We start from the raw sequence: 18,368 nt of genomic DNA on the forward strand, positions 1-18,368 counted from the left end.
ATGGCTAACAACCAGCCCTGTAGTGACAAAACTGCGTAGACAGCTAAAAAAATGGGTATTGCGGGATCATTCTAAGATATGAGTGGTGAAAATGAGGTTGCTAGCAAATGACAAATTAATCGTAAGGATCACACTCAAGAGCATAAGATATTTGTTCGAATGAAGACTTTGCCCTATTAGATAACGACTGTCGTCTAAATAGACTGTAAGAGCACGGCTATTAGCACCATTTTAATTTTTAGTACGTCAAACTCAGAAAGTTTAGTTTAGTTTAGTTTGGTTTGGATTTTTTACGGGAATGATCACGGCGCGCTATAAGCGCGCCGTGACGTGTAATGCTGATTGGGGCATAAGTATTAAAAAGCTAACTCAAAAAAGGGACTTAAAAAACTTCGCCTGTTTCTAAATCAACATTGTCACCTGCAGTGTCAGTAGTTTCCGCTGTTACTTTTTCGCCTTTGCCTAATAACATTGAACGCAAAGTAGCCTCAATTTCGTCAGACACTTCTGGGTTTTCAATTAAATACTTACCAGCGTTTGCACGGCCTTGACCAATTTTACTGCCTTTATATGCATACCAAGCACCTGACTTTTCAATTAACTTATGAATAACGCCTAAGTCAACTAGCTCGCCAGTACTGTTAATACCTTTGCCATAAAGGATTTGGAATTCAGCTTGCTTAAACGGCGCAGCAATTTTGTTCTTAACCACTTTAACGCGCGTTTCGTTACCAATAACTTCATCGCGGTCTTTGATCGCACCAGTACGGCGAATATCTAAACGAACAGAAGCGTAGAACTTAAGTGCGTTACCACCAGTCGTGGTTTCAGGGTTACCAAACATGACACCAATTTTCATACGAATTTGGTTAATGAAGATAAGCAAAGTATTTGATTGCTTAAGGTTACCTGCAAGTTTACGCATTGCTTGGCTCATCATACGCGCCGCTAGGCCCATGTGAGAGTCACCAATTTCGCCTTCAATTTCAGCTTTTGGCGTTAATGCCGCCACGGAGTCAACAACAATAACGTCAACTGCGCCAGAACGACTCAATGCATCACAAATCTCTAACGCTTGCTCACCAGTATCAGGTTGTGAGCAAAGTAAATTATCAATATCAACACCTAGATTCTTTGCATAGATGGGGTCCAAAGCATGCTCGGCATCGATAAATGCACAAATCTTGCCCTGCCTCTGTGCTGCAGCAATCACTTCCAACGTTAGTGTTGTTTTACCTGATGATTCTGGACCGTAGATTTCGCAAATACGCCCCATAGGCAGGCCACCAGCACCCAACGCCACATCCAAAGATAGAGAGCCAGTAGAGATTGTTTCAACATCCATTGAACGATTTTCGCCCAACTTCATAATTGAACCTTTACCAAATTGCTTTTCAATTTGACCTAAAACGGCGTTTAACGCTTTCTCTTTATTTGGATCTATCTTCATTATTATTTCCTTAAAATCACAGTGCTAACACAGTTTCAGCACTGTATTATCATTTTGATGACGACTCTAATATCTACTTTAGGGCCTCAATATGAAACTAGTATACTGTACAATCATACAGTATCAAGTACTGTGCAAGATTTTTTTATTAAACCAACAAAATCATACAGATAAGCAATAGTACGTAAAAAACGCCCTTAGTTAGCAGTATTTCATCATAATAATCCCCACTAAGATGAGTAAAAAATTGTTAAGATTGGCAACCATAAATGTTTAATGGCCACTACGCGCCGCAGTAAAGTACAGGCAAAGCAAATTGATGACTGCTATTGATCCGCAAAACTTAGAAAAACACACCCCGATGATGCGTCAATATTTGACGCTAAAAGCGGAAAATCCAGATATGTTGCTATTTTATCGCATGGGGGACTTCTACGAGCTTTTTTACGAAGATGCCAAACTCGCTTCTGAGTTGCTCGGTATCTCATTAACAGCACGCGGAAAAAGTGGTGGCGACCCGATCCCTATGGCTGGCCTACCCTACCACGCTGTTGAAGGGTATTTAGCGAAGCTAGTGCAACTTCGTGTGTCTGTCGCGATCTGCGAGCAAGTAGGCGATCCAGCCACTTCAAAGGGGCCAGTTGATCGCAAAGTTGTCCGTCTCGTCACCCCAGGGACTTTGACTGATGAAGCCTTGCTACAAGAGAAGCAAGATAATTTACTTGCCGCACTCTATCAAGGCAAAGCGGGATATGGTTACGCGACTCTTGATATCGCATCCGGCCGTTTTGTGGTCACAGAGCTGAAAGATACCGAGGCTCTGGAAGCTGAATTGCAAAGAACCAATCCGGCAGAATTGCTTTATAGCGAAGACTTTTCACAAATGAGTCTTATTGCAGGCATGAATGGCACTCGCCGTCGACCGGAGTGGGAATTTGATTTTGAGACTTGCCACCGTTTGCTGCTAAGTCAATTTGGCACTAAAGACCTTAAAGGTTTCGGTATTGAAGATGCCAGACTGTCACTGCAAGCTGCAGGATGCCTAATGCAGTATGTGAAAGATACTCAGCGTACAGCATTACCACATATAAACTCGATCATACGTTTTAACCAAGCTGATAGCATCATACTTGATGCTGCGACGCGTCGTAATTTAGAGTTAACAGTAAACCTGCAAGGCGGACAAACTAACACCTTAGCCTCTGTATTAGATAATACAGTTACAGCTATGGGTAGCCGCATGCTACAGCGCTGGTTGCATCAGCCACTGCGTGATCACCAAGTCATAAATGCTCGACAGTCATCTATTGCCGAGTTAATTACCAGTGAGCATTACCTTACCCTTGCTGAAGACTTAAAAGCATTAGGTGACGTTGAGCGAATAACAGCTCGTATCGCCCTTCGCAATGCCCGACCAAGAGATTTTGCGCGCTTACGTCAAGCATTAGGCTTGTTACCGCAACTACAGCAAACGCTTAAGTCGACAACAGTTCCTCACCTTCAATACCTGTCTCAAGTCATTGGCGAGTTCCCTGAAGAACTAGTCTTGCTGTCAAATGCCATTGTCGATAATCCACCAATGCTTATTCGTGATGGTGGTGTAATACGTGACGGTTATGATGCAGAGCTTGATGAATGGCGTGTACTAAGCGCCGGTGCTACCGATTACCTTGCCCAGTTGGAAGCTCGAGAGAAAGAACAAACAGGGATATCTACCCTAAAAGTCGGCTACAACCGAGTACATGGATACTACATTGAAGTCAGCCGCCGCGAATCAGATCTGGTGCCCTTGAGTTATCAACGCCGTCAAACGCTAAAAAACACAGAGCGTTATATCATTGCGGAACTGAAAGAACACGAAGAAAAAGTCCTTTCAAGCCAAGGTAAAGCACTCGCATTAGAAAAACAGTTATGGGAACAGTTATTTGACCTCCTATTGCCGAAAATACATGAGCTGCAAGAGTTTGCCAAAGCCGCGGCTGAATTGGATGTCTTGTGTAACTTTGCTGAACGCGCTGAAACACTTAACTACGCCTGCCCAGAACTATCAGAAGCTTCAGGAATACATATAGAAGCAGGTCGCCATCCTGTTGTCGAGCAAGTAAGTCAAAGTCCCTTTATAGCGAACCCAGTAACGCTAGATGACCAACGTAAAATGCTGATTGTTACCGGTCCAAACATGGGGGGTAAGTCCACCTATATGAGGCAGATAGCCTTAATCACCTTGATGGCACATATTGGTTGTTACGTTCCTGCGGAGCATGCCGTAATTGGCCCTGTCGATAGAATATTTACCCGTATTGGCGCGTCAGACGATCTCGCTTCTGGACGATCGACTTTTATGGTCGAGATGACCGAAACGGCGAATATCCTTCATAATGCAACGCCAAACAGTCTGGTCTTAATGGATGAGATTGGCCGCGGTACATCTACCTACGATGGCTTATCATTGGCATGGTCGGCTGCAGAGTATTTAGCCAAAAACCTTAACGCAATGACGCTATTTGCAACGCATTACTTTGAGTTAACCCAGCTTCCGGAGCTGATGGATAACGTCGAAAATGTGCATCTGGATGCCGTTGAACATGGTGATTCAATCGTGTTTATGCATGCGGTGCAAGAGGGCCCAGCCAGTCGAAGTTACGGATTGCAGGTTGCCGCACTTGCAGGTGTGCCAAACAGCGTCATAAGTGCTGCCAAACAAAAGCTTCACCATTTAGAAAGCCGCGATCAGGCAATGGAGCAGTCGCAAAATGGTCAGATTTTGGCTCAACAAGCCATCAGTTTGCCAACACAAGCATCATCAGCTGTGATTGAGGCACTTGAAAAGCTCAATCCCGATGAACTGACACCAAGGCAAGCGCTCGATTATCTTTATCACTTAAAAAAGTTATCACTGTAATAATATAAGTCTCTTTGCTTTAAGCAATAGAAACAAAAAAGGCGCCAGCGGCGCCTTTTCTTTATCTACCGGTTGCTAAATTCTAAAAATAGCCTCAACAGATAGACCTTGGGCGCCTAACAAATCTTTTAAGCGCTTTAATGCTTCAACTTGAATTTGGCGTACACGCTCACGGGTTAAGCCAATCTCTTTACCGACGTTTTCAAGTGTTGATGGCTCATAGCCTAATAAACCAAATCGGCGCGCTAGAACTTCTCTTTGCTTGGTATTAAGTTCATCTAACCACTTCACTACTGATTTCGACATATCTTCATCTTGAACCTTATAATCAGGTCCAACATTGTCGTCATCAGCTAATACATCCAGTAACGCCTTATCACTTTCGCCACCCAACGGGGTATCGACTGAGGTGATGCGTTCGTTTAACTTGAGCATACGACTGACATCGCTGCTTGATAGATCGAGTTTATCTGCAATTTCTTCTGCGGTAGGCTCATGGTCTAATTTTTGAGCTAGCTCTCGTGCAGTACGCAGGTAAACATTAAGCTCTTTTACGACATGGATGGGTAATCGAATCGTACGAGTCTGATTCATAATTGCTCGTTCGATTGTTTGTCTGATCCACCACGTCGCATAAGTTGAGAATCTGAAACCACGTTCAGGATCGAACTTCTCTACGGCACGGATTAAGCCCAAATTACCTTCTTCAATAAGATCGAGCAGCGCTAAGCCACGATTATTATATCGACGTGCAATTTTTACGACTAATCTGAGGTTACTTTCGATCATGCGGTTGCGGGATTTTTCACAGCCTTTAAGTGACTTGCGTGAAAAAAACACCTCTTCTTCTGCGCTGAGAAGGGGGGAAAATCCTATTTCACCTAGATACAGTTGTGTCGCATCGAGGTTTTTTTGTAAATCGTCTTGTACTTGTTGCTCCAACTCTGCTTCTTTAACTTCCTTTTTATTGACGTCTGATGTTAATCCTTTTACAGAAGTATTCGTAGGTTTTTCTGCCACTACGGCATTATTTGTTCTGCCCATAATATATCTCCCAAATTTCATATTTAACTACTGCACTGTACTGTCCTCCGATTTGCCAAACTGGCAGCCTAATCAACTATTGCTTAGGCAAATATTTAAGTGGGTTTACTGACTTCCCATGATAACGGATCTCAAAATGTAGCATGACCCGATTAGTGCCGGTATTACCCATTTCAGCAACTGTCTGTCCAACATTAACAAGTTGCTTTTCTTTTACTAAGATCTTATCAGCATGTGCATATGCACTTAGATAATCGTCACTATGCTTTATAATAACTAAATTACCATAACCTCGTAGTGCACTTCCTGCATAAACCACTCTACCACTAGCAGCAGCTTTAATTGCATCACCACGATTACCCGCGATCTTTATTCCTTTATTTCCCTGCTCTTTGGCTGAGAAAGTTCCAATCACCTTACCTTTCACAGGCCAGAACCACCGACTTACCTTTTTAGGTAAGGTTGACTCTCGCTTGTGGATAACAGGGTTAACAACTTGTTGACTGCTTGTTACAGAGTACGCAGGCTTTGCAACTTGATCAAGCTGTTTTTTTGACGCTGTTTTAGTCGTTTTTTTATCAACGGAATTAGGTTTAACACTTTGTTTACTAATAACTTTAGTGTTCTTTGCAGTCGATTTAACAGCTGTTTTTGACGTTTTTTTGGCAGTATTAGTATTTGTAACAGATTTTTTAGAGCGAAAACTCAATACCTGTCCAGGGTAGATGGTATAAGGCTTTCGCAGGTTATTGACCTTAGCAACATCAGCAAAATCTTTATTTGCCCCCCAAGAGATAGAGTACAAGGTATCGCCCTGTTTAACTTTATATCGGCTACTGGTAATCGAACCTCTGTCATAAGACGGCTTTATCGGGGAGTTCAAGGATTCCACGGGTGCGGGGCGCTCAGCTTGGAAGCTGCAACCTGATAATGCAAAAGTAAAAATGATACAGAAGTACGCAATAAACTTCATATGACTCGGCTACCCCAAATCGCAAATCTGCGACCATGACTTAAAATTTAGGACAAGGACTACAACAAGAGTAACAATAAAGTTAAGCAAGTTCACCACTCACTAATGGCACAAATCGCACAACCTCTATTGCCTCTGACACACATTTATCACCCACACGAGTGACTTTCAGTAATTGCTGAGATGCTTCTCCTACAGGGATAACAAGCACACCACCCTCTGCTAGCTGTTCTATTAACGCGCTAGGCACACTCGCAGCAGCAGCGGTGACCATAATCGCATCATAAGGCCCTTTACTCGGCCAGCCTTGCCAACCGTCGCCATATTTAAAAGCAATATTATGTAGATCAAGCTTTTTTAAACGTTGTCTTGCTTGAATTTGTAGGCTCTTAATCCGTTCAACAGTACATAGCTGTGGTACTAACTGAGCTAATATTGCCGCTTGATAACCTGAACCAGTGCCTATTTCTAGCACCTTTTTCGGTTTACTTTGCAATAAAATCTCGGTCATCCTGGCAACAATATAAGGTTGCGATATGGTCTGTCCTTGACCAATTGGCAGTGCCGTATTTTCATAGGCTTTATGCCCTAGCGCAGCATCTAAAAAACGCTCTCTTGGCGTATTAGCCACCGCTTTTAAAACTGACTCTTGACGGATGCCAGCTTCATACAGACTTTTTGCTAGATTCAAAGCTGACGTTGACGCGAGCCGGTTCATAAATAACGGTTCCAATAGTATTAAAATTATTTGTCTACAACTCTACGGTTGCTAACCAAGTCGTCATTGCCGCTAACTGCTCAAAGGCGGTTAAGTCGACAGTCAATGGCGTTATAGAAACATAGCCGTTGGCAACAGCATAAAAGTCAGTACCTTCACTTGCGTCTTGTTGATCACCTGGCGGGCCTAACCAAAATATCTCTTTGCCTGCGGGATCTTGTGTCCTGATCATCCCTTCAGCTCTATGCCTTGCACCCAATCGAGTGATCTTGATGCCTTTAACATCAGTAATAGGCAGGTCAGGCACATTGATATTCAAAATCTTATCTTGCGCAATAGGTTGTTTCTGTAAGCCTTTAACAATTTTCAACGCAAAATAAGCTGCTGTTTCATAATGTTTTAACTCAGAGCCCACAAGCGAAATAGCTATCGCTGGAAAGCCTAAGAAGCGGCCCTCCATTGCTGCCGCAACAGTGCCAGAATAGAGAGTATCATCGCCCATATTTGCACCAGCGTTGATCCCCGACACTACCATGTCTGGTTCATCTTGATACAACTCTCTTATCGCAAGGTGTACACAATCAGTTGGAGTGCCGCTCACCGAGATATAACCATTGTCTAACTTATTCAGCCGCAGTGGATTGGTCAAGGTCAGCGAGTTACTCGCACCAGAGCAGTTACGATCTGGGCCAACAGTTAAGGTTTCTGCTATCTGCTTTAACGCGTTTGTCAAAGCAACGATACCTTCGGCATTTACACCATCATCGTTACTAATTAAAATTTTCATTCTGTTGCAACGAGTTCCTGTTGTGCCGCTAGCATTTGTTTTCTAGCCACCTCTTGCACATCTTGATACTCAAACAGTTCTCGTAAGACAGAAGTAGCATAAGAGCCTGATGGTAAAGCAAATTTAAGCGTAATGGTATCTTCTTCAATTTGATACTGTAAATGCTGTGGTTCAAGTAGCAGAGCACGACGCTCTTGACTTAGCCCCGCATGTTCTAATCCATCACGATCAATCGCTAAGTCTTCAAGCGCGTTTGCTTCCACTTCAGCGGCGTCAGCTTGAGCTAATGGCAAACCACGCCCCCACATAGGAGCCGAGAGTTGGATATCTTTTTTGGCCAAACGTGCGGTTAAGGTTTCATCCCATTGCTCGGCAATGAAATAGCTCTTGCTACCCGCCAGCATGACACAATCACCGCTTAGCGTCGCAATGCCATGTGAGGCTAATCTCGCGGATGTAGCCACATTAAACACATTCGAGCGAACAGCAGAAAGATACATACTGCGTTTATTGCGGTCTTTAACATTGCGACCGCCAAACATCTGCCGACCAAATACAAGGTTCTTGCCTTCATGACCAAAACGTTGCTCACCAAAATAATTGGGGACACCTATTTGAGTTATCTTTTCCAGCCGAGCGACAACATCGTCAATCTCAGTGACGTTTCTCAATACTAAGGTGAAACGGTTTCCCGCCAAAGCCCCTATCCGTAATTTTTTTCCATGACGAGAAGCGGTCATCACTGTGATTTTGTCACTGTTAAGTGCTTGCCAATTAGGTGTTTCTTTACCTGGGATACGAACACCAAACCATTGTTCGGTCACTGCATGTTTATCTTTTTGCCCTGCGTAAGTCACCTCTTTTGGATGAACATGAGCAAAACTTGAGAGCATTTTTGCGACTTCGAGTGTATTAAGGCCATCTTTGCGAATGTGTAGCAGGTGGTGCTCGCCCTCGCCTGTTGGCACAAAAGGCAGAATTTCTTGTACTAAGAAATCACTATTATGTGTTCTTAGATCAGCAGTAGCTGCGGGCTTACCGTGTAAATAATGAAGTTCGCTCATATCTCTATAATCTCTTTATATCTTTGCCAGCAGCACTACAGCTTCAACTGCAATACCTTCTTTTCTGCCTGTGAAACCAAGCTTCTCTGTCGTTGTCGCTTTAACATTAATATCGCCAATATCAGACTGCAGATCCGCAGCTAACAAACAACGAATACTTTCTATATGTGGTGCCATCTTTGGGGCTTGCGCAATAATGGTCACATCCAAATTTGATAACGAAAAGCCTAAATCCAGCACCAATTTATAACAGTGCCTCAGCAAGACCCGGCTGTCAGCGCCTTTAAACTGGGCGTCAGTATCCGGAAAGTGCTTACCTATATCACCCAATGCCATTGCACCGAGTATTGCATCAGAAATGGCATGTAACACCACATCACCATCTGAGTGCGCAATAAGACCAACATCGAAAGGGACAACAACGCCGCCTAAGATCAATGGTGGTTCGCCGCCAAATTTATGCACATCGAACCCATGGCCAATTCTAATTTTCATTTCAATTCCTAGTGATGACACTAACCAGCGTTTAAACGTTAGCCTATGCTGCTTAGATTTTTAAGAAATAGCGAAGCCAGCTGCAGATCATCAGGATGGGTCACTTTGATGTTGTCAGCGCGACCGCTAATAATACCCGGCATAATGCCTGCCCACTCCATAGCTGACGCTTCGTCAGTGATAAGTGCTCCTGCAGCCAATGCAGCTTTTAGATTATCCCTTAACGGCTTAACAGGAAAATACTGCGGTGTTAAGGCATGCCAAAGTTTGTCACGGCAAACAGTATTACATATCTCGCCATTATCCTTGCTGCGCTTCATGGTGTCACGCACTGGAGCGCCTAATATCGCCCCTTGTGGAAAGACCGAGCTTGAAGCTATGAGTTTATCGATATCGGCATGACTTAAACAGGGGCGCGCCGCATCATGTACTAACACCCAACTGTCTTCATCAGCATGTTGCAGAGCCGCAAGCACTGAGTCAGCTCGCTCATTTCCGCCAATTACGGCTAATAATTTAGGATGTGTCGCCTGAGGCAGCGTTGAAAAATACTTATCTTGTGGATGGAGCGCAATGATCACCGTTGAGATGCCAGCATGACTCAACAAGCAATCCAAAGTGTGTCCGAGGATCGTTTGCTCGTTAAGGGCTAAATACTGTTTTGGCACCTCAGCACCCATGCGACTGCCTATCCCTGCGGCTGGTACGACAGCGATGATTTGTTTAGTTGATTGGCTCATTAAAGAATTCCACTTAGCAGCTGATATCTAGCATCAATCATTCTGTTTTGAGAGGCGGTCACCACCAACAACTCGAAAGAATGTCTCTCCCTCTTTAACCATGCCTAATTCGTTACGGGCTCGCTCTTCAATCGCTTCAGTTCCGCTACGTAGATCATTGATTTCTTCTCTTAATACTTGGTTTCTAGCCACCAATTGTGCATTGCTCTCTTGCTGTAGTTTAATCTGCTCTTGCAGGTGAATAGAGTCCGCAAGGCTTTTATCCCCTAACCAAAGGCGATATTGCAGCAAGATAAGTAACACTATTAAGGCAAGAAGAAGGCGTTTCATGATGCTAAATAGAAAGAGTCTAGGAATAGTAAACAGATAGTACAACAAAAAAGGCCACCGAGTGGTGGCCTTTTCAAAATTTATAGCAAATTATGCTTGGCCTTTAATCTCGCTTAAGCCGTTATAAGGTGCTTTTTCGCCAAGTTGCTCTTCGATACGCAGTAATTGGTTGTATTTAGCAACACGGTCACTACGACATAGAGAACCTGTCTTAATTTGGCCAGCAGAAGTCGCAACAGCAAGATCAGCAATAGTTGAATCTTCTGTTTCGCCGCTACGGTGTGAAATAACAACAGTGTAACCCGCTTCTTTCGCCATGCGAATTGCAGCTAAAGTCTCAGTAAGTGAACCAATTTGGTTGAACTTAATAAGAATTGAGTTAGCGATATTGTTGTCGATACCACGCTTTAAGATTTTAGTGTTAGTCACGAATAAATCGTCACCCACTAATTGAATCTTGTCGCCCATGATTTGAGTTTGGTAAGCCCAACCATCCCAATCAGACTCATCTAAGCCATCTTCGATTGATGCAATTGGATACTGCTCAGTTAATGACTTAAGGAAGTCAGAGAAACCGTTTGCAGTGAAAATTTTGCCTTCGCCAGCAAGATTATACTGACCATCTTTGTAGAACTCAGAAGCAGCACAGTCAAGTGCAAGCGTGACATCAGTGCCTAGCTTGTAACCCGCTTTTTCAACAGCAATCTTGATCATAGCAAGTGCGTCTGCGTTAGAAGCAAGGTTTGGAGCAAAACCACCTTCATCACCAACAGCAGTGTTTAAGCCTTTAGACTTAAGTACGCTCTTGAGACTATGGAAAATTTCTGCGCCCATGCGTAATGCTTCACGGAAGCTTTTAGCACCAACAGGTTGAACCATGAACTCTTGGATATCAACGTTGTTATCAGCGTGCTCACCACCGTTCAAGATGTTCATCATAGGAACAGGCATTGAGTACTGACCTGGAGTACCGTTCAGCTCAGCAATGTGCGCATATAAAGGCATACCTTTAAATGCAGCAGCCGCTTTTGCAGCAGCCAAAGAAACAGCAAGGATCGCGTTAGCGCCTAACTTATCTTTGTTCTCAGTGCCGTCAACATCAATCATAATCTGATCGATTGTCGCTTGTGCCGTTGCATCTTGGCCCAGTAACGCGTCTTTAATAAGACCGTTAATGTTTGCCACTGCCTTTAATACACCTTTACCCATGTAGCGAGACTTGTCGCCATCACGAAGTTCTAGTGCTTCACGGCTACCCGTAGATGCGCCAGATGGTGCTGCAGCCATACCCATGAATCCGCCTTCTAAATGAACTTCAGCTTCAACAGTTGGGTTACCGCGAGAATCCATGATTTCGCGACCGATAATGTTAATAATCTTAGCCATAATGCCCTCGATTTAAGTTTGAAAGATAAATTTAAAGTAAAAAGTAAAACGAATTTGTAATATCTAAACTCACATCACCAAAAACAAAAAAACCGCTCCCATTACATGGAAGCGGTTGATATTTTGGTTTAGCCTAAATCGCGTTTCTGATACGCGGCAGCTGCTGCAATAAACCCTTCAAATAATGGCTGACCATCACGAGGTGTCGATGTAAATTCAGGGTGGAATTGACTCGCTACAAACCATGGGTGATTTGGTAGCTCAATCATTTCAACCAATTGACGATCTGAAGAAAGGCCACTAAAAATCATGCCTGCATTTTCAAGACGATCTTTGTAGTTGTTGTTCACTTCATAACGATGACGATGACGCTCAACACAACTGAGTTCTTTATAGGCTCCAGCCGCTTTTGTGCCTTCTTCTAGATGGCATAACTGCGCACCTAAGCGCATAGTACCGCCTAGATCTGATGTTTCATGACGCTCTTCAACCTGACCTTCTTCGTTAGTCCACTCAGTGATCAAGCCAACTACAGGATGTGGTGTCTCTTTATTGAATTCAGTTGAATGCGCACCCTCAAGGCCCGCAACGTTACGTGCAAACTCAATCAGCGCAACTTGCATACCTAAACAGATACCAAAGTAAGGTAAGTTATTCTCACGAGCGTATTTAGCCGCCATGATCTTACCTTCGATACCACGTTCACCGAATCCGCCAGGAACCAAGATACCGTCAAGACCTTTAAGGACTTCGTCGCCTTTAGCTTCAACGTTTTGTGAATCAATGTACTTAATATGCACAGATACACGATTAAACAGACCCGCGTGCTTCAACGCTTCGTTAACTGATTTATAGGCATCAGGTAATTCAATATACTTACCGACCATACCAATAACGATTTCGCCCGTTGGGTTCGCTTCTTGGTAGATAACGTGTTCCCACTCGTGCAAATCAGCTTCAGGACAATCAATGCCAAAACGCTTAGTGACCAGTTGATCAAGATTCTGCGCTTTAAGCAAAGCAGGGATCTTATAGATACTATCAACATCTTTAAGTGAAATAACGGCACGTTCTTCTACATTACAAAATAGCGAAATTTTCGCTTTCTCATTTGCAGGTACAGGACGGTCACCACGACAAACCAACACATCAGGAGCGATACCGATTGAACGGAGCTCTTTAACTGAATGCTGGGTAGGCTTGGTTTTAACTTCGCCTGCAGCGCCTAAGAACGGCACTAACGTAAGGTGCATAAAGAGTGTTCTTTCGCGACCGAGTTCAACACCCAGTTGACGAATAGACTCAAGGAAAGGCAGTGATTCAATATCACCTACCGTGCCGCCAATCTCAACGATGGCAACATCGTGGCCTTCGCCACCAGCGAGTACCTTTTCTTTAATTGCATTGGTGATATGTGGGATAACCTGAATAGTGGCTCCCAAATAATCGCCACGACGTTCTTTACGCAATACTTCTTCGTAAATTCGACCGGTAGTAAAGTTATTACGGCGATTCATCTTGGTACGAATGAAACGCTCATAGTGACCTAAATCAAGATCTGTTTCCGCGCCGTCTTCAGTCACAAACACTTCACCGTGCTGTGTTGGACTCATGGTACCTGGATCAACGTTAATGTATGGATCCAGCTTCATAATGGTTACGTTTAGGCCACGGGCCTCTAAAATTGCAGCCAAAGATGCTGCTGCAATGCCTTTACCTAGTGATGAAACAACGCCACCAGTAACGAAGATATACCTTGTAGTCATTCTGAACCTGAGAAAAATGAGTTGGAAATATGTGCTTGTAAGAAAGCACGAGGACGGGGAAATATTATACCAAAGCATAGCGGATTCGACAAACTAGAATTAACCTAAAATTCAGTTTATTTGTCCGACTCAGCTCGTTTCACTTGATCCCAATAGCTATCCAATTCTGCTAATGTGTGTTCACTCATCGGCTTACCGTTAGCTTCGGCACTAGTTTCAACCCCTCTAAAGCGCCTTTCAAACTTTTGATTTGCTTGCCTTAATGCAGCTTCAGGCTCAACTCCCAAGTGCCGAGCTAGATTGACCACCGCAAATAGCAGATCACCCATTTCATCTTTAACTCTAGCAGGATCAATATCGTCTTGATTGACCTCATGCAGTACTTCATCAATCTCCTCGTGGATTTTTGCAACCACTGGAGGCAATTCAGGCCAATCAAAACCGACACGAGAGACTCTTTTTTGAATTTTCATCGAACGAGAAAGTGCTGGTAGGTTAAGAGGAATATCATCTAGTACTGAATGTTGTTCACGCTCTGCGCGTTCAGATGCCTTAATTTTTTCCCAGTTTTGTTTTATCTGATCGGTACTACTGCTTTTGAGGTCGGTAAATACATGCGGGTGACGCCGAGTCAACTTATCGCAAATGCGATTAATGACAGTGTCAAAATCAAACATGCCCTGCTCTTTGCCCAGTTGGCAGTAGAACACCACCTGAAACAATAGGTCACCTAACTCGTCAGGCAGTTCATCAAGTGCAATACGCTCGATGGTATCGGCGACTTCATAGGCTTCCTCTAAAGTAAAAGGCACGATTGATTGAAACGTTTGGGCTTTATCCCAAGCACAACCCGATTGAGGATCTCGCAGCTTTTGCATAATCGTCAGCAAAGGCTGCATGTTTCCCACTGGCTTAGTCATTAAGCTTTCCTACTTTATGTTGGCTTATACTCTACGAGCTTCGCTGACGCCATCGACTTGTGACAACTTGGCCATCACACGAGATAAACCATCCAAATTGTACAGTTCAAGCTCAAGTTCAATGGCTGCTGTTTGCGTTTTGACATCTGACGATGAGCTCATTGCAAGAACATTAGACTTTTCCGCAGCAAGTACAGATGTCAGATCTCTAAGCAATCCCGAACGATCACTTGCAATCACTCGTAAACGAATTTTGTAGCCGCCGGAGTAGTTCTCTCCCCAGACAACATCAACAGAACGTTCTGGTTGGGCGCGAATAAGCTCTTTTACTTGATCGCAATCGGCGCGATGCACCGAGATACCACGGCCTTTAGTAATGAAACCGAAAATCTCATCACCGGGGACCGGCTGACAACATTTAGCAATGTGGCTCATTAAATTGCCTACGCCGTTAACCTCTACCTGTCCTTGGCCTTTTCTGGCCGGTTTGCTGTGACTCTTTTTAACAAGATCTTCTAGTACCTCTTCGTCAGACTGCTCGTGAGTACGCAACTTGCTTTGAACATGGTTAACAACTTGATTAAGACGAACATCACCACCACCGATCCCGGCAAGGAGATCGTCCATGCTGACCATGTTAAATCGTTCCACGGCGGATTGAGCGTCTTTGAGTTTTAAGTTAGTGCGCGCCAGTTCGTTTTCAAGCATTTCACGGCCTGCAACAATGTTTTTGTCTCTATCTTGTTGCTTAAACCAATGTTGGATCTTAGAGCGTGCCCGTGACGTTTTGATATAGCCTAGATTAGGATTAAGCCAATCTCTTTTCGGATTTGGATTTTTAGAAGTAATGATTTCAATCCGCTGCCCTGTTTCAACTTGGTAAGTAAACTGGACGATACGGCCGTCAACCTTGGCGCCAATGCACTTATGTCCGACATGCGAATGAATATAGTAAGCAAAATCCAGCACCGTCGAACCTAGCGGAAGATCAACAACTTCGCCACTAGGGGTAAATACATAGACACGGTCTTCAAAAACTTGGCTACGTACCTCTTCAACGAGGTTACCGCTTTCAGCGACATCTTCTTGCCACTGTAGGATTTTACGTAACCAGTTAATCTTTTCTTCATAGCCGCTTTGCTTGCCACTGCTACTTGCACTGCCCTCTTTATATTTCCAGTGGGCGGCGACACCTAATTCAGCATCTTCGTGCATCTGTTCAGTACGGATTTGAATCTCGACTGTTTTTCCTTCAGGCCCCACCACAATAGTGTGAATCGACTGATAACCATTCGGCTTAGGGTTAGCGACGTAATCGTCGAATTCACGCGGAATATGATGCCAAAGAGTATGTACAACACCCAATGCTCCATAGCAATCTTGTAGTCTGTCGGTAACAATTCTTACCGCTCGAACATCAAACAACTCATCAAATTTGAGTTGCTTGCCATTCATCTTTTTCCAGATGCTGTAGATATGTTTTGGACGGCCATACACTTTGGCTCGGATCTCGTCCTGATCTAAACGCGCTTGCAGCTGGCTCACAAAGTCGTCGATAAAGGTTTCTCTATCGAGGCGTTTACCATCAAGTTGCTTGGCGATATCTTTATAAGTTTGCGGATGCAGGTAGCGAAAAGAGATATCTTCAAGCTCCCATTTCAACTGCCCAATACCAAGACGATTTGCCAACGGTGCATACACATCAGCAATCTCTCTCGCAATAAGTACCTTTACGTCTTCATCGGCATTCTTAATTTCCCGCAGCAAACAAATACGCTCAGCAAGCTTAATCACCACGGCACGCACATCTTCAACCATCGCCAGCAACATTTTACGAATGTTGTCTATTTGCGGCTCACCATGGCGGGTTTGATTGTTAACTTTTAGCGCACCAATGGCATTCATGGTTTCCACACTGGAGACCAAAACTTCAAGTTTTGGGCCAAAGCGCTCTTGAATGTCTTCTTGAGTGATTAAGTCTGCATCAAAAACAACAAACAAAATGGCAGCTTGCAGCGTTTCAATATCCATATTCAAAGGTGCAAGGATTTCAATCATCTCTCGAGCACGTTGCAGTACAGGAAGGTTGGCCTCTTTATTTTGGCCCACTAATAACTCAACCTGCTCTATCAACTCCAAAAGAGTTTTGGCTTCGTTGGAATCACTAATATAACGTTTTACCCACTCTTCTAGTTGAAAGTGAGGGTCGTTAAAATGTGCTTCGCGAACTGATACCATCGTCTATTATTCCTTTACGTCTCGAAGTGGATTAAACCAAAAACATCAGTCCAAACCATTAAAATTCAGACCTTCTATCTTCAGCATTGAGCGTATATTGTCAATAAACAAACGCTGACAATCGTAACTAAAGTTGTCTATTTATCGAGTTCAAATAATGCCATTGATTCTAAATGGTGTGTTTGTGGAAACATATCCACCAAGGCTATCTTTTTAAGTGCATAACCTTGCTTTAATATCACTTCGCTATCACGCGCTAAGCTTGCAGGATTACAAGAGACATAAACCAATGCCTTAGGTTTAAGCTTCTTTAGCGATAACATGCTTTCATAAGCCCCCGCTCTTGCAGGATCAATCAGCATCTTATCCACTTTGCCTAACCATGGTTCTTGTGACAAATCCGCACTTAAATCGGCATGAAAAAAGGACACTTTATCTAAACCACTATGCTGCGCGTTAAGCGCTGCCTGAACCACCATGGCTGGCACCCCTTCAACACCAATAACTTCAGCGCCACTTTTAGCTAATGGCAAACTAAAATTACCGATACCACAAAACAGATCAAGCACCCGCTCATCTGCTTGAGGGTTAAGCCAGTCTACCGCTTGCTTGACCATTGCTTGGTTAACCGCTGCGTTAACTTGAATGAAGTTACCCGCTGAAAACTTAAGTTCAGTATCGCTGTCACCCAAACAATAGAATGGTTGTTCACCATTGCCGCTAAGATGTTCAGTCTCGGCATTATCGTCTTGCAACACCAGATTGAGCGCCTTGCTCTCACCGAATACAGCCAAACGTTCTCTGTCTTTATCCGATAACGCCTTGGTAATACGTAATACTACAAAAATGCCGTTGTCAGCCTGGGTCAATTCTACATGCCCTAACGCTTTTTTGCCGCTGAGCTGATTTAATAAGTAAGCCAGATCAGGGATCAACCCCGATAGTGGTTTTGTCATTACAGCACAGGATTGGATCTCTACGACGTCGCTGCTACTACTGGCCCGAAACCCTAAACTAATATGTTTGGTGTTTCGATCAAACCAAGTCGCTAAGCGCGCTCTTCGACGATAGTGCCAAGGCGAATCACTCAATGTATCACAGACTTCACTTGCCTGAGTTTGAGCAAATTTAGCGACCAATTCCTGCAATGCTCGAGCTTTGTGTGCTCGTTGAGCCTCTATATCTAGATGCTGTAAATCACAACCGCCACAGCTAGCATAATGCGGGCACGCAGGCTCGACACGCTCGCTTGATGGTTTTTCAACCTTTAACAGTTTTGCTCTAGAAAACTTCTTTTTCTGCTCAGTCAACTGGACTTGAACCGTTTCGCCAGGAAGTGCACCGCTTATAAACACAATCTTCCCTTGATCATGAGCAATGCCTGCACCGAGATGATCCAGCTGGGTTACAGCCAAAGATAACTTTGAGGATAATTGTTTAGATCTATTTGGTTTTGCTTTAAAAAATTGTGCCATGTTACTCTCTAAATAGATAAAAAAAACTGGCCAACACAGGCTGTTACTGGCAGTCTATCGAATACTCTCACTATATTTAT

The 18,368-nt window shown here is 43.7% G+C and carries 15 protein-coding genes; 1 reads left to right on the plus strand and 14 read right to left on the minus strand.

Annotated features, from left to right (window positions below):
- Window positions 1-382 precede the first annotated feature (382 nt).
- Complete coding sequence (gene recA / locus CXF82_RS19360; protein WP_101090615.1) at window positions 383-1,450, minus strand: recombinase RecA; 1,068 nt, start codon at window positions 1,448-1,450, stop codon at window positions 383-385.
- 319 nt (window positions 1,451-1,769) lie between these two features.
- Here recA and mutS point away from each other — a divergent pair, with 319 nt between their 5' ends.
- The gene (gene mutS, locus CXF82_RS19365) at window positions 1,770-4,352 is read left to right on the plus strand and encodes a DNA mismatch repair protein MutS (RefSeq protein WP_102038250.1); all 2,583 of its coding nucleotides are present in this window, start codon (window positions 1,770-1,772) and stop codon (window positions 4,350-4,352) included.
- Between the two features lie 75 nt (window positions 4,353-4,427).
- Here mutS and rpoS read toward each other — a convergent pair whose 3' ends face one another.
- From rpoS to rlmD, 13 genes are all read right to left on the minus strand, one after another.
- Window positions 4,428-5,396 carry an RNA polymerase sigma factor RpoS gene (gene rpoS / locus CXF82_RS19370; protein ID WP_101090613.1) on the minus strand — a complete coding sequence of 323 codons (969 nt, stop codon included), beginning with the start codon at window positions 5,394-5,396 and terminating at the stop codon, window positions 4,428-4,430.
- Between the two features lie 76 nt (window positions 5,397-5,472).
- Window positions 5,473-6,369, minus strand: a complete 897-nt coding sequence (locus tag CXF82_RS19375) for a peptidoglycan DD-metalloendopeptidase family protein (protein WP_102038251.1) — start codon at window positions 6,367-6,369, stop codon at window positions 5,473-5,475.
- Between the two features lie 82 nt (window positions 6,370-6,451).
- Window positions 6,452-7,087 (minus strand): protein-L-isoaspartate(D-aspartate) O-methyltransferase, encoded by a 636-nt coding sequence (locus CXF82_RS19380; RefSeq protein WP_101090611.1) that lies wholly within the window; start codon window positions 7,085-7,087, stop codon window positions 6,452-6,454.
- A 34-nt stretch (window positions 7,088-7,121) separates the two neighbouring features.
- Window positions 7,122-7,874 (minus strand): 5'/3'-nucleotidase SurE, encoded by a 753-nt coding sequence (surE, locus tag CXF82_RS19385; protein WP_101090610.1) that lies wholly within the window; start codon window positions 7,872-7,874, stop codon window positions 7,122-7,124.
- Entirely contained in the window at window positions 7,871-8,938 is a 1,068-nt protein-coding gene (truD, locus tag CXF82_RS19390; RefSeq protein WP_101090609.1) for a tRNA pseudouridine(13) synthase TruD, read from the minus strand. Before truD ends, surE begins: the two co-directional genes overlap by 4 nt.
- 15 nt (window positions 8,939-8,953) lie before the next feature.
- Window positions 8,954-9,433, minus strand: a complete 480-nt coding sequence (gene ispF, locus CXF82_RS19395; protein WP_101090608.1) for a 2-C-methyl-D-erythritol 2,4-cyclodiphosphate synthase — start codon at window positions 9,431-9,433, stop codon at window positions 8,954-8,956.
- 38 nt (window positions 9,434-9,471) lie between these two features.
- Window positions 9,472-10,173: a 2-C-methyl-D-erythritol 4-phosphate cytidylyltransferase gene (gene ispD / locus CXF82_RS19400; protein WP_101090607.1), complete on the minus strand. Its 702-nt coding sequence runs from the start codon at window positions 10,171-10,173 to the stop codon at window positions 9,472-9,474.
- 33 nt (window positions 10,174-10,206) lie between these two features.
- Complete coding sequence (gene ftsB / locus CXF82_RS19405) at window positions 10,207-10,503, minus strand: cell division protein FtsB (RefSeq protein ID WP_101090606.1); 297 nt, start codon at window positions 10,501-10,503, stop codon at window positions 10,207-10,209.
- Window positions 10,504-10,593: 90 nt separating this feature from the next.
- Window positions 10,594-11,889 carry a phosphopyruvate hydratase gene (gene eno, locus CXF82_RS19410; protein ID WP_102044779.1) on the minus strand — a complete coding sequence of 432 codons (1,296 nt, stop codon included), beginning with the start codon at window positions 11,887-11,889 and terminating at the stop codon, window positions 10,594-10,596.
- Window positions 11,890-12,017: 128 nt separating this feature from the next.
- On the minus strand, window positions 12,018-13,655 hold the full coding sequence (locus CXF82_RS19415; RefSeq protein WP_101090604.1) for a CTP synthase: 1,638 nt from the start codon (window positions 13,653-13,655) through the stop codon (window positions 12,018-12,020).
- 116 nt (window positions 13,656-13,771) lie between these two features.
- Entirely contained in the window at window positions 13,772-14,575 is an 804-nt protein-coding gene (gene mazG, locus CXF82_RS19420; protein WP_101090603.1) for a nucleoside triphosphate pyrophosphohydrolase, read from the minus strand.
- 24 nt (window positions 14,576-14,599) lie between these two features.
- The gene (gene relA, locus CXF82_RS19425) at window positions 14,600-16,813 is read right to left on the minus strand and encodes a GTP diphosphokinase (protein WP_101090602.1); all 2,214 of its coding nucleotides are present in this window, start codon (window positions 16,811-16,813) and stop codon (window positions 14,600-14,602) included.
- A gap of 137 nt (window positions 16,814-16,950) precedes the next feature.
- Entirely contained in the window at window positions 16,951-18,288 is a 1,338-nt protein-coding gene (rlmD, locus tag CXF82_RS19430; protein WP_102044780.1) for a 23S rRNA (uracil(1939)-C(5))-methyltransferase RlmD, read from the minus strand.
- Window positions 18,289-18,368: the final 80 nt, after the last annotated feature.

The organism is Shewanella sp. GutDb-MelDb (assembly GCF_002836075.1).
Classification (GTDB): domain Bacteria; phylum Pseudomonadota; class Gammaproteobacteria; order Enterobacterales; family Shewanellaceae; genus Shewanella.